General features: G+C 72.2%; 22 protein-coding genes. 10 read left to right on the top strand and 12 right to left on the bottom strand.

Features of this window, described 5'->3' with window-relative positions:
- Positions 1-3: 3 nt before the first annotated feature.
- On the bottom strand, positions 4-1224 hold the full coding sequence (locus AC29IT_RS03585; RefSeq protein ID WP_488217795.1) for an MFS transporter: 1221 nt from the start codon (positions 1222-1224) through the stop codon (positions 4-6).
- Positions 1225-1392: 168 nt separating this feature from the next.
- Here AC29IT_RS03585 and AC29IT_RS03580 point away from each other — a divergent pair, with 168 nt between their 5' ends.
- Positions 1393-1959, top strand: coding sequence for a TetR/AcrR family transcriptional regulator (locus tag AC29IT_RS03580; protein WP_358444704.1), 567 nt, complete (start codon positions 1393-1395; stop codon positions 1957-1959).
- Between the two features lie 321 nt (positions 1960-2280).
- On the opposite strand, the gene AC29IT_RS03575 is transcribed toward AC29IT_RS03580, so the two are convergent.
- The 3 genes from AC29IT_RS03575 to AC29IT_RS03565 form a co-directional block, all read right to left on the bottom strand.
- On the bottom strand, positions 2281-2706 hold the full coding sequence (locus AC29IT_RS03575; protein WP_358444707.1) for a nitroreductase family deazaflavin-dependent oxidoreductase: 426 nt from the start codon (positions 2704-2706) through the stop codon (positions 2281-2283).
- A 185-nt stretch (positions 2707-2891) separates the two neighbouring features.
- On the bottom strand, positions 2892-3494 hold the full coding sequence (locus AC29IT_RS03570) for a DAK2 domain-containing protein (protein ID WP_488217794.1): 603 nt from the start codon (positions 3492-3494) through the stop codon (positions 2892-2894).
- A complete protein-coding gene (locus tag AC29IT_RS03565; protein WP_488217793.1) occupies positions 3491-4501 on the bottom strand; it encodes a dihydroxyacetone kinase subunit DhaK in 1011 nt (336 codons plus the stop codon). Before AC29IT_RS03565 ends, AC29IT_RS03570 begins: the two co-directional genes overlap by 4 nt.
- Positions 4502-4783: 282 nt before the next feature.
- Here AC29IT_RS03565 and AC29IT_RS03560 point away from each other — a divergent pair, with 282 nt between their 5' ends.
- Both AC29IT_RS03560 and AC29IT_RS03555 read left to right on the top strand, forming a co-directional pair.
- Positions 4784-4897: a helix-turn-helix domain-containing protein gene (locus AC29IT_RS03560; RefSeq protein WP_488217792.1), complete on the top strand. Its 114-nt coding sequence runs from the start codon at positions 4784-4786 to the stop codon at positions 4895-4897.
- 66 nt (positions 4898-4963) lie between these two features.
- Positions 4964-5680, top strand: coding sequence for a MerR family transcriptional regulator (locus AC29IT_RS03555; protein WP_358444719.1), 717 nt, complete (start codon positions 4964-4966; stop codon positions 5678-5680).
- Position 5681: 1 nt separating this feature from the next.
- On the opposite strand, the gene AC29IT_RS03550 is transcribed toward AC29IT_RS03555, so the two are convergent.
- On the bottom strand, positions 5682-6065 hold the full coding sequence (locus tag AC29IT_RS03550) for a YchJ family protein (protein WP_358444721.1): 384 nt from the start codon (positions 6063-6065) through the stop codon (positions 5682-5684).
- Between the two features lie 127 nt (positions 6066-6192).
- On the opposite strand from AC29IT_RS03550, the gene AC29IT_RS03545 reads away from it, so the two are divergent.
- Positions 6193-6570 (top strand): PH domain-containing protein, encoded by a 378-nt coding sequence (locus AC29IT_RS03545; RefSeq protein WP_488217791.1) that lies wholly within the window; start codon positions 6193-6195, stop codon positions 6568-6570.
- Positions 6571-6625: 55 nt separating this feature from the next.
- On the opposite strand, the gene AC29IT_RS03540 is transcribed toward AC29IT_RS03545, so the two are convergent.
- The 3 genes from AC29IT_RS03540 to AC29IT_RS03530 form a co-directional block, all read right to left on the bottom strand.
- Complete coding sequence (locus AC29IT_RS03540) at positions 6626-8167, bottom strand: acyl-CoA synthetase (RefSeq protein WP_488217790.1); 1542 nt, start codon at positions 8165-8167, stop codon at positions 6626-6628.
- 100 nt (positions 8168-8267) lie between these two features.
- Positions 8268-9395: a DUF5938 domain-containing protein gene (locus AC29IT_RS03535; protein ID WP_488217789.1), complete on the bottom strand. Its 1128-nt coding sequence runs from the start codon at positions 9393-9395 to the stop codon at positions 8268-8270.
- Between the two features lie 42 nt (positions 9396-9437).
- On the bottom strand, positions 9438-10241 hold the full coding sequence (locus AC29IT_RS03530; RefSeq protein WP_488217788.1) for an SDR family NAD(P)-dependent oxidoreductase: 804 nt from the start codon (positions 10239-10241) through the stop codon (positions 9438-9440).
- Positions 10242-10435: 194 nt separating this feature from the next.
- Between AC29IT_RS03530 and AC29IT_RS03525 the strand changes: the two genes are divergently transcribed.
- From AC29IT_RS03525 to AC29IT_RS03515, 3 genes are all read left to right on the top strand, one after another.
- The gene (locus tag AC29IT_RS03525; protein ID WP_488217787.1) at positions 10436-11083 is read left to right on the top strand and encodes a TetR/AcrR family transcriptional regulator; all 648 of its coding nucleotides are present in this window, start codon (positions 10436-10438) and stop codon (positions 11081-11083) included.
- Positions 11084-11498: 415 nt separating this feature from the next.
- A complete protein-coding gene (locus tag AC29IT_RS03520; protein ID WP_488217786.1) occupies positions 11499-12689 on the top strand; it encodes a glycoside hydrolase family 64 protein in 1191 nt (396 codons plus the stop codon).
- A 109-nt stretch (positions 12690-12798) separates the two neighbouring features.
- A complete protein-coding gene (locus AC29IT_RS03515) occupies positions 12799-13212 on the top strand; it encodes a (R)-mandelonitrile lyase (RefSeq protein WP_358444738.1) in 414 nt (137 codons plus the stop codon).
- 155 nt (positions 13213-13367) lie between these two features.
- Here AC29IT_RS03515 and AC29IT_RS03510 read toward each other — a convergent pair whose 3' ends face one another.
- Entirely contained in the window at positions 13368-14021 is a 654-nt protein-coding gene (locus AC29IT_RS03510; RefSeq protein ID WP_358444741.1) for a TetR/AcrR family transcriptional regulator, read from the bottom strand.
- A 338-nt stretch (positions 14022-14359) separates the two neighbouring features.
- On the opposite strand from AC29IT_RS03510, the gene AC29IT_RS03505 reads away from it, so the two are divergent.
- Entirely contained in the window at positions 14360-15598 is a 1239-nt protein-coding gene (locus AC29IT_RS03505) for an oxygenase MpaB family protein (protein ID WP_488217785.1), read from the top strand.
- A gap of 67 nt (positions 15599-15665) precedes the next feature.
- Here AC29IT_RS03505 and AC29IT_RS03500 read toward each other — a convergent pair whose 3' ends face one another.
- From AC29IT_RS03500 to AC29IT_RS03490, 3 genes are all read right to left on the bottom strand, one after another.
- Entirely contained in the window at positions 15666-16202 is a 537-nt protein-coding gene (locus AC29IT_RS03500) for a putative immunity protein (RefSeq protein ID WP_488217784.1), read from the bottom strand.
- A 47-nt stretch (positions 16203-16249) separates the two neighbouring features.
- Complete coding sequence (speG, locus tag AC29IT_RS03495) at positions 16250-16753, bottom strand: spermidine N1-acetyltransferase (protein ID WP_358444771.1); 504 nt, start codon at positions 16751-16753, stop codon at positions 16250-16252.
- Between the two features lie 178 nt (positions 16754-16931).
- Positions 16932-17951: an LLM class flavin-dependent oxidoreductase gene (locus AC29IT_RS03490; RefSeq protein WP_488217783.1), complete on the bottom strand. Its 1020-nt coding sequence runs from the start codon at positions 17949-17951 to the stop codon at positions 16932-16934.
- A 702-nt stretch (positions 17952-18653) separates the two neighbouring features.
- Here AC29IT_RS03490 and AC29IT_RS03485 point away from each other — a divergent pair.
- Both AC29IT_RS03485 and AC29IT_RS03480 read left to right on the top strand, forming a co-directional pair.
- A complete protein-coding gene (locus tag AC29IT_RS03485; RefSeq protein WP_488217782.1) occupies positions 18654-21191 on the top strand; it encodes an NB-ARC domain-containing protein in 2538 nt (845 codons plus the stop codon).
- Positions 21192-21378: 187 nt separating this feature from the next.
- Entirely contained in the window at positions 21379-22236 is an 858-nt protein-coding gene (locus tag AC29IT_RS03480) for a LysR family transcriptional regulator (protein WP_488217781.1), read from the top strand.
- The last annotated feature ends 273 nt before the right edge of the window (positions 22237-22509 follow it).

Genomic DNA, 22509 nt, shown 5'->3' with positions numbered 1-22509 from the left:
GGTTCACCTTCCTTCTGCCGGAGACGGGCCGCGCACGGCCGAAGCGGTGAGCGCCGCGCAACCGACGAGCACCAGTACCACGATCATCGCGTACCGCAGTCCGAAGTGGTCACCGAGGGAACCGAGCAGCGGCGGCCCGACGAGGAACGCCAGGTAACCGGCGGTGGCGACCGCGCTGACCCGAGCGGTGGAATCCCCGCCGCCATCTCCCGCGGCCGAGATCGCCAGCGGGAACCCGAGCGCGGCGCCCAAACCCCACAGCACCACCCCGGCGGATGCGGCGACCGGACTCGACGTGAAGATCACCGCGACCAGCCCGAGCGCCGCCAGCCCGGCGCTCGCCCGCACCACCGCGGCGCGCCCGAACCGGACCACCAGCGCGGAACCGGCGAAGCGCCCGGCCGTCATCGACGCGGCGAAGGCCGCGAACAGGACCGTCCCCGAAGTGGGGTCGAAACCGTGCGCGTCCACCATCAGCAGCGGCAGCCAGTCGTTCGCCGCGCCCTCCGCCAGCGCCATGCCCAGCACGACGCAGCCGATCAGCGCGATCCGCGGCTGCGTCCACAGCGCGAACTGCTCCCGCGCGGCGGCTCCGGCACCGCGGCGCCGGCCACCGCGCTCCTTGCCGAAACCGGTCGGCACGGCCGGGACGACCGCGGTCGTGATGATCCCGGCGAGCACCGCGACGCCCAGCAGGTGCCATTCGACGGCTACCTCGGCCCGGGTGAACAGCATGCCGAGCACCGCGCCCGCCACCGTCCCGGCGCTGAACGTGCCGTGCAGCAACGGCATCAGCGGGCGACCGGCGAGGCGCTCGACCTCGGCGCCCTCCACGTTCGTCGCGATCTCCGAACACCCCATGCCCAGGCCGAACAGCAGCAGCCCGGTGAACGCCCCGGCCGCGGTGGCGAGCGCCGTCGCCGCGCCGAGCGCGGCGAGCCCCGTCACCGCCAGCGCCATGCTCACCGCGATCACCGGCCGGGTGCCGAACCGCCGCACCAGCGGTCCGGCGGACAGGATGCCGGTCATCGATCCGACGGAGAGGCCGAACAGCACCAGGCCCATCTCGCCGGTGGATGCGGCGAGCGCGTCGCGGATCGCGGGAGTGCGGGTCACCCAGGAGGCCAGCGAGACGCCCAGCAGGAAGAAGATCCACTGGAGTGCGCGGCGGCGGGCGGGCGCGGGGACGGCCGGCGGCGCGCCGCAGCCCGGTTGCTCGGTCATGGTTCCTCTCGGTCGCGGTGTGCACGCAAGCCGTTGCGTACGAGCGTACGCAGTGATGCGTACGATCGTACGCGAGCAGCTTCCGGGGACGGCCGGGCGCCGTCGTACCGGACCCGCACCGGACGCGACGTCGCCCATCGACTACCGTCTGTCGAGGTGACGCGGGAAATGCCACCGAAGAGCCGCCGGTTCGACCCGCAGCGGCGGGCGCGCATCATCGACGCCGCACTGGCGCTCATCGCCGACGAAGGCGTCGCGGGGACCTCGCACCGCAAGATCGCCGCCCGCGCCGACGTGCCGCTCGGCTCGATGACCTACCACTTCGCCAGCATCGACGAACTGCTCCGCGAAGCGTTCTCCCGGTTCACCGGCGCCGTCATCGCCCGCTTCGAACGGCGGCTCGGCGCCGCGCACGACATCGACGAAGCACGCCTCGCCGTCGCCGACCTCATCCACGAAGACCTGTTCGCCACCCGGGCCGACCTGGTGCTCACCCACGAGCTCTACGCGCTCGCCGCCAGGGAACCCGCCTACCGCGAACTGATCGATCAGTGGATGCGGCGCAGCCAGGATGCGCTCGGCAGCCACTTCGGCGCGGACACGGCCCGGCAGCTGGACGCGCTCATCGAAGGGCTCACCATCCACCGCGCGCTCGGCACCAGGTCCGGCGACGACCGCGCACTCACCCTCGACGCGATCCGGCGCATCACCGCGGGAGCCGACGGCGCGGCGTAGCGGTGGGCTCGGCGGTGCGATGCGGTGAGAGTGGTGTCGCGCCGGCCGGCTCGGGTGACCGGGACCGGTGCCGCGTACACCGGGTGGTGCTGCGGAAACGGTCCAGCGGTGGGAAATCGGGCTCGCGCCGGGAAAACGGGCCGGTGGCGCGGAATCGGGTCCGTCGTCCGGAACTGCTGGCGAAAACTCGGTCTGGCGGCGGAAACTCGGCCTGGCGGCACGGAATCGGGCCGGTGGCGGACGGCGTTCCGGCGGTGGGAGATCAGGCCACCGACCCGGTGGGAGCGCTCGGCCGCGGCAACGCGACCGAGCGCCGCCACGTCACTTCGGGTCGAGCACGAACACCGGGATCAGGCGGTCGGTCTTCTCCGCGTAGTCCGCGTAGGACGGGAACGCGGCCACGGCCCGCTCCCACCACTGCGCGCGCTCCTCGCCGGACACCTCGCGGGCCGAGTAGTCGCGGATCGTCGTCCCGTCCTGCAACGAGATGTCCGGGTGCGCCTTGATGTTGTGGTACCAGGTGGGGTGTTCCGGGGCGCCGCCCTTGGAGGCCACCACCGCGTAGCTGCCGTCGTGCTCCACGCGCATCACGGGCGTCGGGCGCAGCTTGCCGGACTTCGCGCCGCGCAGCGTCAGCAGCACGATCGGCGCGCCGCGCACTTCGAGGCCTTCGGTGGTGCCGGTGCGGCCGATCTGTTCGACCTGCTGCCGCACCCAGTCGGGCACGTTGCCGTTCTCGTCGCTCATACCCGGCCGCAACCACGCCGGGCCGTGATTCATTCCCCGCTCACCCGATCGAGAGGACCGTCCGAGGTGAATGGCCCATTCGCCCAGCGAGACAGGTCCGATGGGCCATTCACCCGGAAACCGCCGTGCAACAGAACGACCCACTCGCCCGGGGAGAACGGGTGAGCGGGCCGTTCACCCGGTGATCAGCGGGGGAGCGGGGCGGGCGGGGCGTCCGCCGGGTCGGTGGCGGCGGCGAAGGCCCAGAAGAGGAGGGCGATGCCCAGCGCACCCGGGTCCGGTTCGCCGACCGCGCGTTCGCCGACGTAGCTGGCGCGGCCCATCCGGGCCCGCAACCGCGCGGTGCCCTCCGCGCCTCCGGCGGCGGCGCGGGCGGCCGCGGCGAAGCCCTGCTCGGCGGCGTCCACGGCGGGGGAGAGTGCGTCGACCAGCGTCCGGTCGCCGACCTCCGCCTCGCCGACCCGCTGGATCGCGGCCAGCCCCGCGCCGGTCCCGGCCCGGAACCCGGCGAGGTCGTCCGACTCGGCGAGCGCGCGGGCGATCTCGGTGAACAGCAGCCCGAACAGCGGGCCGCTGGTGCCGCCCACCTCGTCCAGGAACACCTCGCCCAACGCGTCCAACGCGCGGCCGCCGGCCGCGTCGAAGCGGGCCACCGCGGCGCGTACCCCGGTGCGCAGGTTGTCGCCGAAGTCGCCGTCGCCGCTGCGCTGGTCCAGTTCGGTCAGCTGCGCGTGCGCGTCCTCCACCGCGGTGGCGAACCGGCGCAGCACGGTCTCCTGGTCGATCATGATTCCTCCGAGGTGCGCGGGAAGGCGGGGGTGATCGCGGGCGCGGCCCACCAGGGCCACCACTCCGGTTCCATCCGGGTCACCGACACCGAGAACCCGGCCATGTCCAGTGCGGGAACCAGCGTGCCGACCAGCGCGCCCGCCACGTCGAACCCGCGCCGCGCGAGCCCGTCCGAGACCAGGTCGTGCAGCCCGTAGAGCTCCAGCTGGGTGGTGCCGCCGAGCCCGTTGAGCACGGCGACCACCCGGTCCGGTCCCGGTGGCAGCCCGGCGACGAGCTCGTCCAGCAGCCGGTCCACCAGTTCCTCCAGCGGTGGCCGGGCGACGGTCGTGCGGGCGCGTTCGCCGTGGATGCCGACGCCGTACTCCAGCTCCGCGGCGTCCAGCGCGAACGACGGTTCCCCGGTGTGCGCCGAGGTCTGCGCGCGGGACGCGACCGCGAGGCTGCGCGAGGCCGCGGCGAACCGGCCGCCCAGCTCGGCGAGTTCGTCGACGCCGAGCCCGGTGTCGGCGGCCGCGCCGAGCAGCTTCTCCACCACGACGGTCGCCGCGGTGCCGCGCCGCCCGGTCGCCGTGTCCGCCGACTCGGTGGCCAGGTCGTCGTCCACCAGCACCCGCCGCACCTCGACGCCTTCCAGGCGCAGCCGTTCCGCGGCGATGCCGAAGTTGATCCGGTCCCCGGTGTAGTTCTTCACCACGTGCACGACGCCGTCCGGCCCGGCGGCGGCGCGGCTGGCCGCCAGCACCTGCTTGTTGTGCGGGGAGGCGAACACGCTGCCGGGCGCCACGGCGTCGAGCATCCCGCGGCCGAGGAACCCGGCGTGCAGCGGCTCGTGCCCGGAACCACCACCGGAGACCAGCCCGACCCGCCGCTCCGGGGCGCGGTGCCGGGCGACGAGGTGGGCCGGCCCCTCGTGCAGCTCCACGAGGTGCGCGTGCGCGCGGGCGAACCCGCGCAGCGCGGGCGGCACCGGGTCGCCGTCGGACGGGTGGAAGGGAAGGGGCATCAGCGGACCTCCTGGACGACAGCGGTCGACGATCGGATCAGCGGACCTCGGGATCGAGGCGGGACGGGCGCCCCGCCACGGCCGACGCGGTGACCGGCGGTGCCGCGGGAACCGATGAGCACCCCGATCATGATCGGCACCGTAGCGCCACCGAGGCCGGTGCAGCACCGCCGGAGAACCGCATCCGCCGCGGCGAGGTCCGGACCCGCTCGCGAAGGTACGCGTTCCCGCGCCGCGCCTCCGCCCCCCGCCGGACCCGGCCTTTGTGCGCCGCCACCACGGATGCTCCCGAACACCGTCCGCTACCGGCTGCGCCGCATCCGCGAACCCACCGGCCGCTCCCTCACCGACGCCGAGCTCGTCAGCGCCTCCTCCGCCTTCGGACCGACCGGCTGAGCGGCCCCCACTTGACCCTGCCCCCGGGGCAGGGTGTCTCTGAGGAGTATGAGCGGGAGGACGTCGATGACGTGGAGCACTCGGCAGGTGGCGGAGCTGGCGGGGACGACGGTGAAGGCGGTCCGGCACTACCACCGGATCGGGCTGCTGGACGAGCCGGAGCGGACGTCGAACGGGTACAAGCAGTACGGGATCAGCCACCTGACCCGGCTGCTGCGGATCCGGCGGCTGGTGGACCTGGGCGTCCCGCTCTCGGAGATCGCCGTGGTGGAGGGCCCGGACGACCGGGCCGAGCAGGCGCTGCGGGAACTCGACGCCGAGCTCGCCGCGAGCATCGAACGCCAGCAGCGGATGCGGGAGGAACTCGCGGCGGTGCTGCGGAACCGGACGCTGGCCGAGCTGCCGCCCGGGTTCGAAGGGATCGGCGAGGACGTACCGCGCTCGGGCCGGTCGCTGATGCTGCTGTACGCCAGGGTGTTCAGCCCCGAGGTGATGGACGCGCTGCAGGAGATCGTGTCCCGGCCCATGCTGCCGGTCGAGGCCGAGTTCGAGGAGCTGCCCGCGGACGCCGACGAGGCCACCCGCGCCGACCTCGCCCGGCGCTACCTGCCCGAATTCCACCGGCAGTACGAGGCGTACCCGGCGATGCGGGACGCGTGGCGGACCGCGCCGGGCGGCGAGGCGCACGCCGCCTCCGTCGTCGTCCCGGCGATGGTCGAGTACTACAACTGGGCGCAGCTGGACGTGCTGCAGCGGATGAACGCGCTGCTCGCCGAGGACTGAGTCACTCGTGGTCGCCGTCGACGTAGTACCACGCCCCGCCGGTGCGGACGAAGCGGCTGTGCTCGGTGAGCGACCCGGCGCGGCCGTCCAGCCGGTAGTGCGCGCGGAACCGGACCGTGCCCGCCGAGTCGAACGGGCCGCCGCCGCTGCGGTCCAGGACGTCCAGGCGGGTCCAGCGCTGCGCCGGATCGAGCTCCAGCGCGTCCGGCCGGGTCGACGGGTCCCAGGTCCGCAGCAGGTACTCGGCGTCGCCGACGGCGAACGCGGCGAAGCGGGAACGCATCAGCTGCTCGGCGGTGGCCGCGCGCCGCTCGCCGGTGTGCAGCGGCTCGCAGCAGCCGGCGAACACGTCGCCGGATCCGCAGGGGCATCGATCGGTCTTCACCGGCCCAGTCTCCCAACCCGGCCGCGCGCGGCGGCGTCCGGATCGGCCGCGGACGGCGGATCGCCGCGCCCGCGCGCTTCGCTACCCTGGTGGCAGGGGAAGTTCGATCTTGCAGGGGAGTGCGTTCGTGGGACTTTTCGACGGCATGATGGGGAACGCGTCGCAGATCGACCCCCGCGCGGCGGCGCAGGAGTACGGCAGGCTGCTGGCCCGCGGTGAGGAGATCCACTCCGCCTACCGGCTGATCCGCGACTCGCTGCTGTTCACCGACCGGCGGCTGATCCTGGTCGACAAGCAGGGCATGACCGGCAAGAAGGTCGAGTACCACTCGATCCCGTACCGCAGCATCAGCCACTTCGCGGTGGAGACGGCGGGCACCTTCGACCTGGACGCCGAGCTGAAGCTGTGGCTGTCCGGTGCGGCCGAACCGATCGTGAAGCAGTTCGGCAAGGGCGTCGACGTGTACGAGGTGCAGGCGGTGCTGAGCGCCTACGTGGCCCGCTGAGCGCGGGGTGGTCCGCCCGCCCCCCCGCGCGGGCGGACCGGTCCGCGTGCGGCCGTCAGCCGCCTTCGGCGGTGAGCCGCTGCTTGATGTCCGGCTTCAGCACCTTCCCGATCTTCGACCGGGGCAGGTCGGGCCACAGCTCGATCCGCTTCGGGGTCTTCACCCCGCCCAGCCGTTCTCGCACGAACGCCCGCAGCTCCTCCTCGCTCGCCTGCGCCCCGGCCCGCGGCTGCACCACCGCGGTCAGCTGCTCGCCCCACTTCTCGTGCGGCAGCCCGATCACCGCCGCGTCCTGCACCGCGGGGTGCGCCAGCAGCGCGCGCTCCACCTCCGCCGAGTACACGTTGAACCCGCCGGTGATCACGACGTCCTTGGCGCGGTCGACGATGTGCAGGAAGCCGTCCGCGTCGAGGTAGCCGATGTCGCCGGTGTGGTGCCAGCCGTGCGCGCCGACCTCGGCCGTCGCCTCCGGTGCCTCGTGGTACCCGGCCATCACCAGCGGGCCCCGCACCACGATCTCGCCGCGCTCACCCGCGGGCAGCGGTGCGCCCCCGTCGCCCAGCACCGCCACCTGGGTCAGCGGGCTCGGGCGGCCCGCGGCGGTGAGCCGTTCGGTGGCGATGGACCCGTCCGGGCGGAAGTGGTCGGCCGGGGCCATCGTCGCGATCATGTTCGGCGCCTCCGTCTGGCCGAACAGCTGCCCGAGCACCGGGCCGATCCTGGTCAGCGCCTCCTCCAGCCGGGCCGGTGACATCGGTGCGGCGCCGTACCAGAGGCAGCGCAGCGACGTGAGGTCCGTCGAGTCCAGGTCGGGGTGCTCCAGCAGCCCGTAGATCACCGTCGGCGGCAGGAACGCGTGCGTGATCCGGTGCCGCTGCACCAGCCGCAGGAACTCGCCCAGATCCGGCTCCGGCATGATCACGATCTCGCCGCCGAGCGCCAGCACCGGGAAGGTCAGCACCCCCGCCGAGTGCGTCAGCGGTGCCAGCGCCAGGTAGCGCGGTGACTCGCCGAACGGGTAGCTCATCAGCGTCGTCGCCGTCGCGGTGAGCATGTTCGTCGCGGTCAGCCGCACGCCCTTCGGCACGCCCGTCGTGCCGCCGGTCCCGGCGATCATGCACAGGTCGTCCCCGGCGCGCGGCACCCGCTCCGGCGGGGTGGCCCGGCGCTCCAGCCAGTCGCCGAACTCCCACGCGCCCTCGACCTCCCCGTCGAGGCACACCAGCTCGGTCAGCTCCGGCAGTTCGCCGCGGATCCGCTGCACCAGCGGCGCGAACCGCGCCTGGAAGAACAGGCAGCGGCAGCCGAACAGCTCCAGCAGCTGCCGGTTCTCCGCCGCCTCGTTCCGCGGGTTCACCGGGCACCACACCGCCCCGGCACGCGAGATGCCGAAGATGCAGGTGAGCGCGTCCGGATCGTTGCCGGACAGCACCGCGACCCGGTCCCCGGGTTCGATGCCGGAACCGCGCAGCGCCCCGGCGACCCGCCAGGACAGCCGCTGCACCTCGGCGTAGGAACGGGTGTCGGCACCCGTGGTCAAGCAAGGCCGGTCCCCGCCCGGGGAAGCGCCCTTGTCCAAGTAGTCGGCCAGCTGCACAGCTCATCGCCAATCTGTCGAACTCGGCGCGCGCCCGGCGCTCGCCGCGTCGTACGGAGCGGGACGCCGACCGTCCCCTCAGGACGGTCGGCGCCGCCGGTCAGCGGTGGACTTCCAGGATCGGGTCGAGCACCAGGCCGAACGCGCGCAGCGTGCCCAGCAGTTCGCGGTGCCCGAACGCCTGGCAGCTGGAGGCGAACCCGACCTTCCGCGGCGGCTGCTGCAGCAGTTCCGCGGCGGCGTGCGCGTTCAGCAGCGCCGTCTGCTTGTAGTTGCAGTTGCCGTGGATCACGCAGTGCGCGCGCCCCAGCGGCCCGGAGGCGTGCACCGAGTCCAGCGAGGTGTTGATGCGCGGGTTCTCCCGCGGCGGCATCTCGCTGCGCACCCCGGCGGAGATCTCGTCGATCATCGCCAGCTTCTGCTCGGTGGACAGGCCGTCCATCTGCTCCATCGCACCGGCCACGATCTGCGGCACCGCCTGCATCAGCGACCGGTCGAACACCCCGCCCAGGGCCCGCACGTTCGCCACCCGCGGGTCGTTCTTGAACCACACCGGGTGCGAGGTGCCGCCCCACGGCAGCGCGAGCCCGACCTCGTGGTGGCCGGGCACCACCACGTCGTAGGTGCCGCGGTCCGCCGGCCACGGCACGTACTCGTTCTGCTCCAGGTAGAACGCGTCGGCCAGCACCGCGTTGGTGAGGATCGTGTTCGTGGAGGCGACCGTGGGGTGGCCCTTCCAGAACACCTGGATGTCCAACGTGTCCAGTCCCGGCGTCTCCAGGCAGATGTTCGCCGCGATCTCGCCGATGGTGTACATCTGCGCGAGCCCCAGCGTCAGCAGCAGCCCGCGTTCGGCGAACGCGGTGCCGTAGCGCTGCTCGACGTCGATCATCCAGTTCTGCTCGCCGTTGGTGTCGGTGTAGTGCGCGCCGATCTCCAGGCAGGCCTGCACGACCTCGTGGCCGAAGCGGGCGAACGGGCCGACGGTGTTGAGCACGACCGAGGCGCCGCGGAACTGCTCGGCGAGGGCTTCGGCGGTGTGCTCGACCTCGACGACCTCGTGCTCGACGGTGTCGATGCCCGGGACCGCGGCGACCGCGTCCCGCACCCGCTGGTGGTCGCGGCCCGCCGCCAGGAACGGGATGCCGTACTCGCGCAGGTACTCGCAGATGAGGCGTCCGGTGTAGCCGGAGGCTCCGTAGACGACGACCTTCTTGTCAGTGGCCAATGAACTGCTTCCTTCCGTGCTGGTGGGGGGAGAGAGTCGCGGTCACATGCCCATGCCGCCGTCGACGGGGAGTCCGGCGCCGGTGATGAACTTCGCGGCGTCGGAGGCGAGGAAGACCACGGCGTCGGCCATGTCGTCGACCTGGCCGAGCCGTCCCTGCGGGGTGAGGCCCACGACCGCTTCCGCGGCGGCCTCGGGGGAGGGGAACAACCCGATCTCGGCGCAGTCCACCGCGAGCTGGTTGCCCATCGTGGTGGGGGTCAGGCCCGGGTAGATGCAGTTGACGCGCACCCCGTAGCCGAGCTTCCCGGACTCGGCGGCGGCGACGCGGGTGAGCCGGTCGATGCCGGATTTCGTGGCCGAGTACATCGCGATGCCGGGGAAGGCGATGGTCGCCGCGACGGACGCGATGTTCACGATCGCCCCGCCCTGCCCGGCCGCGCCGCCGGGCCGCATGGCGCGGAACCCGTGCTTCACCCCCAGCGAGGTGCCGAGCACGTTGACCTCCAGCATCCGGCGCACGTCGGCCGGGTCGAGGTCGGCGATGAGGCTGGTGATCTCGACGCCGGCGTTGTTCACCAGCACGTCGAGCCCGCCGATCGTCTCGGTCGTGCGCCGGACCGCCTCCGCCCAGCTCGCGTCGTCGGTCACGTCGAGCGGGACGAAGTGCACCTCGGCGCCCGCTTCGCGCAGCGCCAGCGCCGTCTTCTCGCCTTCGTCCTCGAGCACGTCGCCGATCACCACGGCGGCGCCCGCCTGCGCCAGCGCTTCGGCCATGCCTGCGCCGAGTCCGCGCGCACCGCCGGTCACCAGTGCTCTTCGGCCGGTCAGATCCTCACTGCTCATCCGGGAATCTCCTCGTTGAGATCGGGGTTCCGCACGGCTCGGAAGATCGTCCGTGCGGCGTGGATCACACCGTAGGCGGATTTTTGGACAGTCGTCAAGAATTTTTTGGACGCTTGTCAAGGAACCTCGTGAGCGAGGGCGTTAGACTGTGCCCTCAGCCGGAACCAGCCAGCACCAGCCGACAGGACGGGCAAGTGACCGAGGTCGCGGAGACGAAGCAGAATCGGGTGGCCCGCCGCCAGGTCGACAAGTTCGAGGCGCGGCGCACGGAGCTCGCCGTGGCGACGCTGCACACGCTCGCCGACCTGGGGTACGCGCGGACGAGCCTGCGCGAGATCGCGCAGAAGTCCGAGTTCTCCCACGGCGTCCTGCACTACTACTTCGCGGACAAGCAGGACCTGATCACCCGCGCCGTCCGCCAGTACGAGGCCGTGTGCGTCACCCGCTACGACGGCGTGATCGCGGAGGCCACCGGCGTGGCGGAACTGCGGGACGGGTTCATCGCCGAGTTCTTCGCCTCGATGCGGACCGACGCCCCGCTGCACCGGCTGTGGTACGACCTGCGCAACCAGAGCCTGTTCGAGGAATCCTTCCGCGCCGACGTCGAGGAGATCGACCGGCGCCGCGAGGAGATGATCTGGCAGGTGGTCGGCCGCTGCGCCGAGCTCGCCGGGACCCGGCCCGCGACCTCGTCCGGGATCGCCTACGCCATGATCGACGGGATCTTCCAGCGCGGGCTGCGGCTCGCGCTGGCTGGGGCCGACGAGGAGATCGAGCGGCTCCAGGACGAGCTGCGGCAGGTGGTCGGGCTGCTGCTGGAAGAGCCCGTTCCGGCGAGCTGACCGGCCTCCCGGCCGCGATCCGCTGCGGCCGCGCGGTGCACCCGCAGTCGAATTCACGCGGTCCCGGTACCGCGTTTCCTTTCGCGTCCTGTTCTGAGGGCGGACCGTGTTGCGCAATCACACTTCGGTGGGAGCATCCCCACCGACTTTCGTCGTGCTTACGGGAACGAAATCGGCGCCTGCCGCGCCCGATCCCGCCGTGCGGTCGGATTTCCCGGTTTTGTGGCTGGTTGTCGCCGCGTTCTTGATTTTCCCATCGCTCTGTGCGGTCGCGTTGATTCGTGTTTGAAGCTGGTGAATACGTACTCCTTTTGGAGGTATCGAGTGCAGGTCTAGACCGCCAGACTTTCGGGATCGATCACGAGAAGATCGGCCGCCTTCCGAGGTGGTCAAGTTTGTCTCTGGAGGTAACCCCATGGTTTCTCGTAGGCGGTTTCTCGGGTATTCCGCTGCGGCCCTGACCACGCCGTTCTGGGTGCAGGCGATCAACGCCCCGTTCGCTTCGGCCGCTCCGGAAACCCTGAAGTTCGTGCTGCAGAACAACTCCGGCACCACGGCGCACGCCTACATCGCCGGATTCTCGGACGCGGAGAAGAAGGCCGTGTTCATCCGGCAGGACGGGACCTCCTACTTCCCGGAGGCGGGTGGCCCCGAGCCGCAGCCGCTGGGTGAGGACCCCGCCATCCCGGTCGACGGCAGCGTCGAGGTCACCGTGCCGCGCATGTACGGCGCGCGGGTGTACTTCGTGACCGACGACAAGCTGGAATTCCAGGTGGTGCAGGGCGCGGACGGCACGACCTCCGTGGTGCACCCCAACTTCGTCTCCGAGGACGACTCGAACTACGGCAAGGACTGGACCTTCGCCGAGTTCACCCTCAACGAAGAGCAGCTCTACGCGAACATCAGCTACGTCGACTTCGTCGCCGCGCCCATCGCGCTGCACCTGAAGGCGGGCAGCGGCGAGCAGGACGTCCCCGGCATGCCCACCGGCGCGCTGGACGGCGTCGCCCAGGGCCTGCGCGACCAGGGCGAGAACTGGCCGAAGCTGGTCCAAGAGGCCGACGGCAAGGTCGTCCGGGTGCTCAACCCGAACCACCGCGCCGCCGACTTCGAGGGCTACCTCGAGCCCTACGTGGACGAGGTGTACTCCAAGTACGCCGGTGAGTCGATCTTCGTCGACACCCAGCGCGACGACCTCGGCGTCATCGAGGGCAAGGTCGAGGGCGACGCATTCGTCTTCGGCTCGGAGCGGTTCGAGAAGCCGTCCTCGGTGGACATCTGGGGCTGCAACAGCGGTCCGTTCGCGAACAACCCGGAGAGCGACTCCCAGGAGCGCCTGGCGATCGTGCCGCGGCTGGCGGCGGCGTTCAACCGCACCACGCTGCTGATCAACCCGAACCAGCCGCAGGACGAGGACCCGGCCACGTTCTACCAGAACGAGATCACCAACCACTACGCGCGCGTGGTGCACGAGAACCTGCCCGACGGCAAGGGCTACGCGTTCGCCTACGACGACGTCAGCTCGAACGCGGGCGAGGACCACAGCGGCAAGGTCAACGCCGGTGACCCGGAGGTCTTCACCCTGACCCTCGGCGCCATTCGCTGATCACCCCGCGCGAACCGGCGGCCGGCCTGCACCAGCGGGCCGGCCGCCGTCGTGCTCGCGGCGTCTAGGGTGGTCGGCACGGATTCCCGCCCGACACCGAGGAGACGCCGTGGAGTTCACCGGGCCGCGAGCCACCACCAGGGCGCCCGCCGAGTGGTTCACCGGCGACGTGTGGTTCGACGTCCTCCACGTCGGCACCGAACCCTCGCGGCTGCGCGCGAACCTGACCCGCTTCGCGCCCGGCGCCCGCACCCGCTGGCACCACCACGCGGTGGGTCAGACGCTGCACGTGGTCGCCGGGACGGCGCTGATCGGCACCCGCGACGGCACGATCTTCGAGGCGCAGCCGGGGGAAACGGTGCACTGCCCGCCCGGCGAGGAGCACTGGCACGGCGCCGCGCCCGACCGCTTCATGGAGCACCTGGCCCTGTGGGAGGCGCCGGACGACGATCGCCCCGAGACCAGCTGGCTGGAACCGGTCACCGCGGAGCAGTACGAGGGCCCCCGCACCCGCCGCGGCTGATCGCCGTTCCGCGTCCACCGCGGGTGATCGCGGCCCTGCGCCCGCCGCGGTCGGCCGCGACCCCGAGATCGCCGCGGCCGAGCTCCGCCCGTGCCTGCTGAGGTTGAGCGCCGTCCTGCACCTGCCACGGGTGATCGCGGCCTCGCGGCCGCCGCTCAGCCCGCGCCCGGTTCGGCGAGCATCGGCACCAGGAAGCGGCGGGCCACCTCGCGGACCTGCTCGTCGTCGTCGAGGTCGACCAGTTCGCTGGGCGTGACCAGGAACGACGCCGACACGCGGACCATCAGCTCGGCGACGACGTCCACGTCCACCCGCTCCGGCACCTGCCCGGCGCGCTGCTCGCGGCGCAGCTGCCCGGCGAGGAAGCGCCGCACCACGGCCATGGTCCGCCCGCCGTCGGTGAGCATGGACGGCACCAGCACCTCCGGCTCGACCTCCATCAGGCCGCCGATCAGCGGGTTGCCGCGGATGGCGCGCAGCGCGCTCGCGAACCCCAGCACCACCCGGTCCGCGGCGGTGCGCGCGTGCCGGATGTCGGTCCGGAACCGGTCGAAGTACTGGCGGAACTCGCGGCGCACCACGTGCTCGACCAGCGCGTCCTTGGTGGCGAACCGGCGGTAGACGGTGATCCGGGAGACCCCGGCGCGGCGCGCCACGTCCTCCATCGTGGACCGGCGCAACCCCAGGCGGCAGAACTGCTCGTAGGCGGCGTCGAGCACGCGCGCGGTGGTGTCGTCGGGGTCCTCGACGCGGTCGACGGCCTCGGTGAACGCGCGCTCCAGCAGCGATTCGGGGTCGTGCGGCGTCATGGTCTCGGACCGTACAGGTTCCGCGGCGCCCCGAACCCGGATCGCGCGACCCGGGCCGGCGAGCGGCGGGAGTGCCATCGGAGCAACGGTGCTCCTCCTTCCATCCGAGCGGAATCCCGGTGAACGGCGGGAATGCGGGCCGCACGCGGATTCGGGTCTGGTGCCGGGGAGCGTCCTGTGCTTCGCTTCCTGATACGCGGTAGCGGATCTTGTTTCATCGTACCAAACGCGCTCCGGTGCGACGGCCCGAAGCGGGCCACACCGCGCGGCGCGGTACCTCGCTGCACGCGATCAACCCCGCACCTCGCGATCCACGAACTCGAGGAGGAGTTCCGGACATGAGCGAATCAGGCAAGCGCGGACAGCTCGGCAGGCGCGGACTGCTCGCCGCGGGCGGCGCACTCGGTGCGCTCGGCGCGCTGAGCACCGCCGCACCCGCCATGGCGTGGACCTGGCAACCCAGCGGTTCCGTCGTCGGCACCGGCGAAGGCGCCGACCCGCGGTGGGTCTGGGACGAGGTCGCCGACCCCCTCGTCGGCTCGCTGCTGGACAGCGGCGCGGTGCCCCGCGTCAACGAACTGCTGCGCGAGTGGACCACCAACGCGCAGGACCTGCCGAAGGGCCTGCCGACCGAACTGCGCGACTTCATCGAGGACGCCCGCCGGAAACCGGAGTGGGCGGACCAGCGCAAGCTCGACCTCGCCTACCGGTTCAACGAGAAGCGCGGGCTCTACCTCGGCGTCCTCTACGGCATGGCCAGCGGCATGATGAGCACCGTCATCCCCAAGGAGGCCCGCGCCGTCTACCACTCCTACGGCGGCGCGAACATGAAGGACCGCATCACCAAGACCGCCAAGCTCGGCTACGACATCGGCACCCCGAACGCCTACTCCGACGACGGCTCGATGATCGTCACCTGCGTCAAGACCCGGCTCACCCACGCAGGTGTGCGCAACCTGCTGCCGAAGTCGTCGAACTGGGCCGACGTCGCGCCCGAGGACATCCCGATCAGCCAGGCCGACATGATGGTCACCTGGCACAGCCTCGCCACCACCGTGAACCGCAAGATGGTCGAGTGGAACGTGCCGATCCCACCGGAGGAGTCCGAGGCGTACCTGCACTCCTGGCAGCTGTGCGCGCACATGCTCGGCATCGCCGACGAGTACATCCCCGCGTCCTGGGAGCAGGCGAACCTCCAGGCCGACCAGGTGCTCACCCCGATCCTCGCGCCCACCGCGGAAGGCGTGAACCTCGCGGACATCCTGATGGACTTCGGCAAGGAGATCGACGGCTCCATCCTGAGCAGGCCGGTGATCGGCTCCCTCACCCGGTTCATGCTCGGCGACCAGGTCGCCCGGTGGCTGATGATCCCGGACGAGCCGATCTGGGACCCGCTGCTGAACACGCTGTGGGGCCCGTTCATCGCGGTGCGCGAAGGGCTGCTGCAGAACTTCCCCGGCTCGCAGCAGGCCTACTGGATGTTCGACGAAGTGCTGCGGCAGGCCGTGCTGCTGTTCCTGTCCCGCGGCGACTACCCGATCAGCATCTCCATCCCCACCGGCAACCGGCCGGGGTGACGGGAATCGGGCGGCGCCGTGCGGGACGTCCGCCCCGCGCGGCCCCTCCTTCCTGTGTGGACGGTGTTCAGTCCTGAGTGGACTCGACGCGCAGCGCGGCGTCCAGGCCCGCCATGAGCGCGGACACCCGGTTCCGCCCGGTCGGCGGGGTGGGGTAGTGGCGCAGCACGGCGATCACAGTCGGCGAGGCGAGGCGGCACCACCGCGCCAGGGCGGCGGTGCCGACCTCGCGGTCGTCCCCGGCGCGGAGCTCGGCGATGCGCGCGGCGCTCGCGGCGGCGCGCAGCACGTGCCCGACCTGCGAGGCCTGCGCGATCGGGTGCAGGTACGCGGCGGAGGCGGCGTCCCCCGCCGATCGGGCGGCCAGGCGGGCGAGTTCGGTGCCCGCGTCCCGCGCCGCGCGGTGCGCGTCCAGCGCGGTGACCCGCTGCAGCCTGCTCCGCCGCGTGCCGTCGGCGAACTCCCGCGCCGCCTCGATCGCGGCCCGCGGCCGGGGATCGCCCGGGCAGGACTCCTCGAACACCGGCAGCACCTCCTGCGCGGCGAGCAGCGCGTACCGCGCCACCGCGCGCAGCTCGTCCCCGCTCAGCTCGAAGTCGCCCACCGCCACATCCTCCCGCGCACCGCGACCGGGACCGGGACACCGCGAGCTCACGCCAGGTGGTCCCGCTGGAAGATGCTCATGCGGAGGGCGTTGTGGTAGTGGCCGCCCGCGAAGAACTCCTCCCGGAGCTCGCCCTCGGTGCGGAAGCCGAGCTTCTCGTAGACGTGGACCGCCTTGACGTTCTCGGTGCTCACCAGCAGGTAGATCTTGTGCATGTTGAGCACCGCGAACGCGTAGGTCAGCGCCTGCCGGGTCGCCTCCGCGGCCAGGCCGCGCCCCTGGTGGTCGGGGGCGACGATGATCTGGAACTCGGCGTTGCGGTGGATGTAGTCGATCTCCACGAGTTCGACCAGGCCACCGCGCTCGCCGTCCACCTCGATCACGAAGCGGCGCTCCCGGGTGTCGTGGATGTGCCGGTCGTAGATGTCCTGCAGCTCGACCAGCGCCTCGTAGGGCTCCTCGAACCAGTAGGTCATGATCCGCGAGTTGTTCGTCAATCCGTGCACGAACGGCAGGTCGTCGCGTTCCAGCGCACGCAGGCGGAGGCTCATTCCAGCCATCCTGGTCGCGGCGACCGCGCCGTTCAACCGAACCGCCGGCGCCGCGCGGTGGGGTCCGAATGCCGACGCGGCGCGGCGGTGCCGAAAGCCCCGGCGCCGCCCGGCGGGGAACGGGATCCGGCGCCGCCGGACGGCGTCCGCAACCTGGGCGCCGCGCGGTGACGCCGGATCAGGCCGCCGGGCGCCAGCCCAGTGCGGGCGCCAGCTTCGTGGCCATGTCGGTCAGGATCTGCACGTAGTCCTCGTGCTCGAAGGTGAACGGCAGTGCGAAGGACACCTCGTCGACCGCGCGGAACGCGGCGTGCGCGGCGAGCCGCTCGGCCAGCTCCGCCGACTCGCCCACCAGGTCCGGCGCGTACAGCATCCGGGCCGGGCCGTGCGTGGTGGCGGTGCGCGGCAGCCGCTCCGCCGCGTAGCGCGCGTACTTGGCGCGCTGCGCGGGCGTGGCGCCGTCGGTGGGGATCACCACCAGGCCCTGCGAGACGCGGGCCCGCTCGCCGTCCGGGTGGTGCGCGCGGAACCGCTCGATCAGCGACAGCTGGACCTGCTCGAAGTCCGTCGAGGACTCCGTCTTCACCACGTTGCTGACCAGCAGGTTCAGCCCCCGCCGTCCGGCCCATTCGGCGGAGCGCAGGCTGCCGCCGCCGTACCAGGTGCGCCCGGCCAGGCTCGGCGAGTGCGGCTGCACCCGGTCCGAGAACACCTCGATGCCCTCGGTGCCGCTGAAGCCGGTGACCGGTGCGCCGCCGAGGAAGTCCAGCAGCCGCTCGGCCCGGCCGTAGCCGAGGTCCTCCGCTTCGGCGGTGTCCGGGTACAGCGCCGCGCGGACCCGGTCGAAGTGCATCGGCGGCCCCGCGCTCACCCCCGGGTTCAGCCGCCCGCCGGAGAGCACGTCCACCGTCGCCAGGTCCTCCGCCAGCCGCAGCGGGTTCTCCCAGCCCAGCGGGATCACCGCGGTGCCCAGGTCGATCCGGCTGGTGCGCTGGGTCAGCGCGGCGAGCACCGCGGTGGGGGAGGAGATGCCGTATTGCAGGTGGCGGTGCCGCAGCCACGCGATGTCGAAGCCGAGCCGCTCGCCGAGCTCGACGATCTCCAGCGTCCGCTCGTGGCCGGGGCGCGGATCGTCCCCGTCGAACAGCCCGATGGTCAGGAATCCCAGTCTGCGCAGGGGTTTCTCCAGCTCAGGCACGGCGCCCTCCAGTCCGCTCGCTCCGGTCACCGCGATCAACGCGGCCACCGGTGCGGCTAGTCCCGGACTCGATGGCGTCCCACGATCCGGGAGCGTGGGCGCGCCGGGCTCGTCGCGTGAACGCCGCCCGGGTGCCCATGCGCAATTGTGCGGGAGGTGCGAGATGGGCGGCGATGAATAGTGCGAAATTGCGGATTCTGATGTTCCGAAGAATATGGCGAACGGTTTCCGTGCGAGTGGAAAAATTCGGTGTGACGACCGCTGGGCGCAGCAGGATGGCCGTTCATCTCCTGATGGATACCGCTCGTCGAACTGCCGAGGAAAAGTGCGGCGGCGGTGTGCTGGTGGTCAGTTCACTGGACGAATCGGGGATCGACAGATCGGATTCCCCGGTGTTCTTCGGAAGCGGTCCCCGGTGAACGGTCGGGGGCGTGCTCACCTCGGGGAATCGAGCCCGGCCCGTTCGGGGTGGGCCGGGCTCGATCACCGCCGATGGCGGCTTCGCGAGTGGGAGGACCCGTCGCTCGGGTCGGCGGGTGCGAACGCCGCTGACCTGCTCCGTACTGCGGGACGGGTGCGGTGGAGGTCGTGTGAGGCGCCCGGGGCGTTCCAGCGCCGATCCGCCGCCGAACCAGGGCGAATCCGGGGGCACCGAGCCGGACGTGCGGGCCGTGCGGGCCCGCGGAGAGGGAGAACGGATTCTTGTCGGAGAAGTCGGAAGATCTGCACCGTTCGGGAGACGGCGACGAGGGGGTGTCGAACTCGAACCGGATCAGCGGTCGCTTCGGGCAGGCCGTGCAGGTCGGCACGCTTTTCGGGGACATCACGTTCACCACCTCCGGAGTGGCCGCGGTCGGCACCGGTGGAGTCGAAGCGCTGCCATTGGCGGGGCACGCGCTCGTGCCCCGCCCGGAATTGCTCGACGAGGTGATCGCGGCCTTGTGCGGCGATTCACCGGAGCGCTCGCAGCCATCGGTCGGGGTGCTCGGTGGCAGCGGGTACGGCAAGACCACGCTCGCCGCCGCCGCGTGCGTGGACGAACGGCTGCACGAGACGTTCCCCGACGGAGTGCTGTGGGTGACGGCCGGTCGGGATGTCGGTGGCCCGGACCTGGCCGGCAAGATCAACGACCTGGCGCAGCGGCTGTCCGGCACCCGCCCGTCGTTCACCGATCCGCAGCTCGCGGGCGAGCACCTCGCGCAGCTGCTGTCGGGAAAGCGGTGCCTGGTCCTCGTCGACGACGTCTGGCGGAAGTCGCAGCTGGACCCGTTCGTGCCGGTGGGGGCGTGCCGACGACTGGTGACCACCCGGTTCCCGGACGTCCTCCCGCCGGGAGCCGCGGAGGTGCGGGTCGGGAGGATGAAACCCGACCAGGCCCGCGCAGCGCTCTGCGCCGGATGGCCGCACCACCACCCGGACCACGCCGCCCCGCTGCTGGACCGCACCCAGGCGTGGCCCGCGCTGCTGTCGCTGGCGAACCGCGCGGTGTGCCGCCTGCACCCCGACCACTCGATCCAGGAAGCGGCGCAGCTCGTCGCCGACCGGATCGCGGGCGGTGCGCGGAGCGTGGACCGCACCCACGCGGAGCAGCGCTTCGACGCCGCGGCCGCGGTGATCGAGCTGAACATGTCGCTGCTCGGCGACGAGCACGCCCCGCGGTGCCGTGAACTCGCGATCTTCCCGGAGGACTCCCTCGTCCCGCTGGAGACGCTGCGGACCTACTGGACGCACACCGGCAGGCTGTGCTCGGAGAAGGTCGACGCGCTCGTCTCCAGGATGGGCGAACTCGGGCTGGTGCAGCAGTGCTGGCTCGACCGCACGCCCGTGATCCGGGTGCACGAGGTCGTCGGCGACCACCTGCGCGAAGCGGTGGGCGCCGCCGAACTGGCCGGGTACCACCGCGCGTTGCTGGACGCCTTCGACCAGCGCCCGGTCGGGGCGGCGGTCGGCCGGGACCTCCCGCCGGAGGACGGCTACCTCCGCGATCGCGGTGCGTACCACCGGCGTGGCGCCGCCCGCGCGGTCGGCGACGGCGGTGCGCCGCGCCGGCGGAAGCGGACCCGGACGCTCGGCCGTTCCGGTATGGCAGTGGTCGTGGCGGCGGGCGTGCTGGTGCCCGCGATCATCGCGGGGATGATCTGGGCGTCCCAGGTCGGGCCGGCCCGTGTTCCGGAAGGCGGGGCGGCCGCCCCGACCGCGTCCGGCGGGGTGGAACCGTTGCCGCGGCCGGATCCGGTGCCGTCCCGGCCCGGGAGCGTTCCGGCCGGTGCCTGCTCGTCGACGCGTTGCCCCGCGGAAGGCGCCGCCACGGCTCAGGTGCCGGGAGGGGAGGCGCTGGTCACGCTCGTGCGCAGCGCGACGGGCAAGGTGCAGCGCTACGTCCAGGAGTCACCGCGCAGCGCGCCCGTTCCGGACCCGGTGGACCTCGGCACGTCGGTGCGGGAGGACCCGATCATCATCCCGGCGTGGGACGGCACGCTGGTGGGATTCGTGATCGACGATTCCGGGACGCTGTCCTTCAACGCGGACGTCGGCGGGGAGGCCCCCGCACGCGTGTGGTCGGACATCGGGTCCGGGTTCGTCGGCACCCCGGCGGTGGTGCGCGACTTCGAGGGAAGGCTCGCCGTGTTCGCGCGGGACGAAGAGGGGCACCTCCACCAGATCGGGGACCGGACCGACTGGCGACCTTCGGAGGTGCCCGGCTCGGACGACTTCGTCCTGCGGGATGATCCGGAAGCGGTCCTGGACCGCAACCGCGCCCTGCGGATCTTCGGGCTCGGCGAGGACCGGCGGGTGCACACCTGCGCGCAGTACAAGCGCGTCGACCCGGACGCTTTCGATTGCCAGCGCGTCGGCGGCAAGACCACCGACCTGGACACCACACCGCGACTGGCGCTGGACGGGAGCGGACGGCTGCAGCTGTTCGCCCGGGATCTCGCGACCTCGCTGCGGGAGATTACCGAGCGGGACGCGCCCAACACGTGGCCCGGCGAGTGGACGGACGTCGCGACCGAGCACACGGGACGGCCGGTCGTCGTGGCGGACGGGGACGGGGAGATCATCGCCTTCGCTCGTCGCGAGGACGAACCGGACCGGGTGGACTGGTTCTCCGGGGAGAGGTCCGACGTGCTCGCCACTCCGATGGAGGTGATCGTGTCGGCCACCTCCGTCGCTGACGGCGTCGTCGTGCAAGGCCTCGACGCGAACGGGAGGCTCGTGGCCGAGCAGGTGAAGCCCTGACCGCTCGGCTCGGGGCTTCCGTGGTGCGGAACCTTCCCGGGGCCGGTTTCCTCGGATCGGCCGCGTTTCCCCAGGCACCGGCCGTGCGCGGCCGTTCGTCGGCTCCGCCGGCGGCCGGGCGCGCCGGACGGCCGCCGGTGCCTCCGGCGGACTCGCCGCCGCGGCCCGGTGGTAATGTCCCGGACCTGTGTTGGATCCCGTGTGGTTGCGGACGTTCCTGGCAGTGGCCGATTCAGGAGGCTTCAGCCGAGCCGCGCGCGCCCTCGGGCTCGGGCAGCCCGCGGTGAGCCAGCACGTGCGCAAGCTGGAGGCGGCGGTGGGTCGCTCGCTGCTGATCCGCGACAGCCACACCGTGGAGCTCACCGGGGACGGCGAGGCGATGGTCGGCTTCGCCCGCGGCATCCTCGGCAGGCAGCAGCAGGCCCTGGACTACTTCGCCGGTGCGGAACCGAGCGGGCGGGTCCGGCTGGGCGTGTCGGAGGACCTCGTCTCCGACTGGTTCTCGCAGATCGCGCAGCGGTTCCAGCGCAGGCACCCGCGGGTCGACCTCGATCTCACCGCCGGGCTCAGCACCCCGCTGCACGACCGGCTCGCGCGCGGCGAACTCGACATGGCCCTGATCAAGCAGGCGGGCAGCGAACCGGCCGGGCGCCTGCTGTGGCGGGACGAACTGGTGTGGGTCGGCACCCCGGGGACCGAGATCGCACCGGGCGATCCGGTCCCGCTGGTGGTGTACCCGGAACCCAGCATCACCCGCGCCCGCGCGCTGTCGGCACTGGAACGAGACCAGCGGTCGTGGCGGATCAGCTGCACCGCGGACCGGCTCAACGGGCTGAGCATGGCGGTGCGCGCCGGGCTGGGCGTCGCGGTGTTCGCACGCAGCGTCGTCCCGGACGGACTGGTGCCGATCGAGAGCGGACTGCCCGCGCTGGACCGGATCGGATTCGTCCTCAGTGGACGAAACCCGGTGCGCGGGACGCCGATGAGCGCGCTCGTCGACATGATCGCCGCCGCGGGCCGCCCGGAGGTCGCGGACGTGCGCTGAGCGCCGCCGCGATCGCGCCGCGCGATCGCAACCATCACGCCGCGGGCTTTGCCGCCGGGCGCCGCACGACCCGACACTGGACGGGTCAGTGCTGGTGACCTGGAACGGGGACTCATGCCGGAGATCGATCGTCGGCAGGCGCTCGGCGGTGTCGGAACGCTCCGTGCGGTCGCGCTGAACGCACCCGGTCCGGCACCGGTCGCGGTGGCGGAGACCACCACCGAAGCCCGCTGCGCCTTCCCCCTCGTCCCGGAAGAACCGGACGAGTACGAC

It is taken from the genome of Saccharopolyspora sp. MMCC62, from assembly GCF_057736575.1.
Note: the sequence above shows the minus strand (reverse complement) of the source record. Positions and strands in the feature narration are given on the sequence as shown.

Coding starts and splice junctions, on each gene's coding strand:
- AC29IT_RS03580 (WP_358444704.1), top strand. CDS start 1,393: ATGCCACCGAAGAGCCGCCGGTTCGACCCGCAGCGGCGGGCGCGCATC.
- AC29IT_RS03560 (WP_488217792.1), top strand. CDS start 4,784: ATGCTCCCGAACACCGTCCGCTACCGGCTGCGCCGCATCCGCGAACCC.
- speG (WP_358444771.1), bottom strand. CDS start 16,753: ATGAGCCTCCGCCTGCGTGCGCTGGAACGCGACGACCTGCCGTTCGTG.
- AC29IT_RS03505 (WP_488217785.1), top strand. CDS start 14,360: ATGAGCGAATCAGGCAAGCGCGGACAGCTCGGCAGGCGCGGACTGCTC.
- AC29IT_RS03520 (WP_488217786.1), top strand. CDS start 11,499: ATGGTTTCTCGTAGGCGGTTTCTCGGGTATTCCGCTGCGGCCCTGACC.
- AC29IT_RS03555 (WP_358444719.1), top strand. CDS start 4,964: ATGACGTGGAGCACTCGGCAGGTGGCGGAGCTGGCGGGGACGACGGTG.
- AC29IT_RS03570 (WP_488217794.1), bottom strand. CDS start 3,494: ATGATCGACCAGGAGACCGTGCTGCGCCGGTTCGCCACCGCGGTGGAG.
- AC29IT_RS03565 (WP_488217793.1), bottom strand. CDS start 4,501: ATGCCCCTTCCCTTCCACCCGTCCGACGGCGACCCGGTGCCGCCCGCG.
- AC29IT_RS03575 (WP_358444707.1), bottom strand. CDS start 2,706: ATGAGCGACGAGAACGGCAACGTGCCCGACTGGGTGCGGCAGCAGGTC.
- AC29IT_RS03510 (WP_358444741.1), bottom strand. CDS start 14,021: ATGACGCCGCACGACCCCGAATCGCTGCTGGAGCGCGCGTTCACCGAG.
- AC29IT_RS03530 (WP_488217788.1), bottom strand. CDS start 10,241: ATGAGCAGTGAGGATCTGACCGGCCGAAGAGCACTGGTGACCGGCGGT.
- AC29IT_RS03585 (WP_488217795.1), bottom strand. CDS start 1,224: ATGACCGAGCAACCGGGCTGCGGCGCGCCGCCGGCCGTCCCCGCGCCC.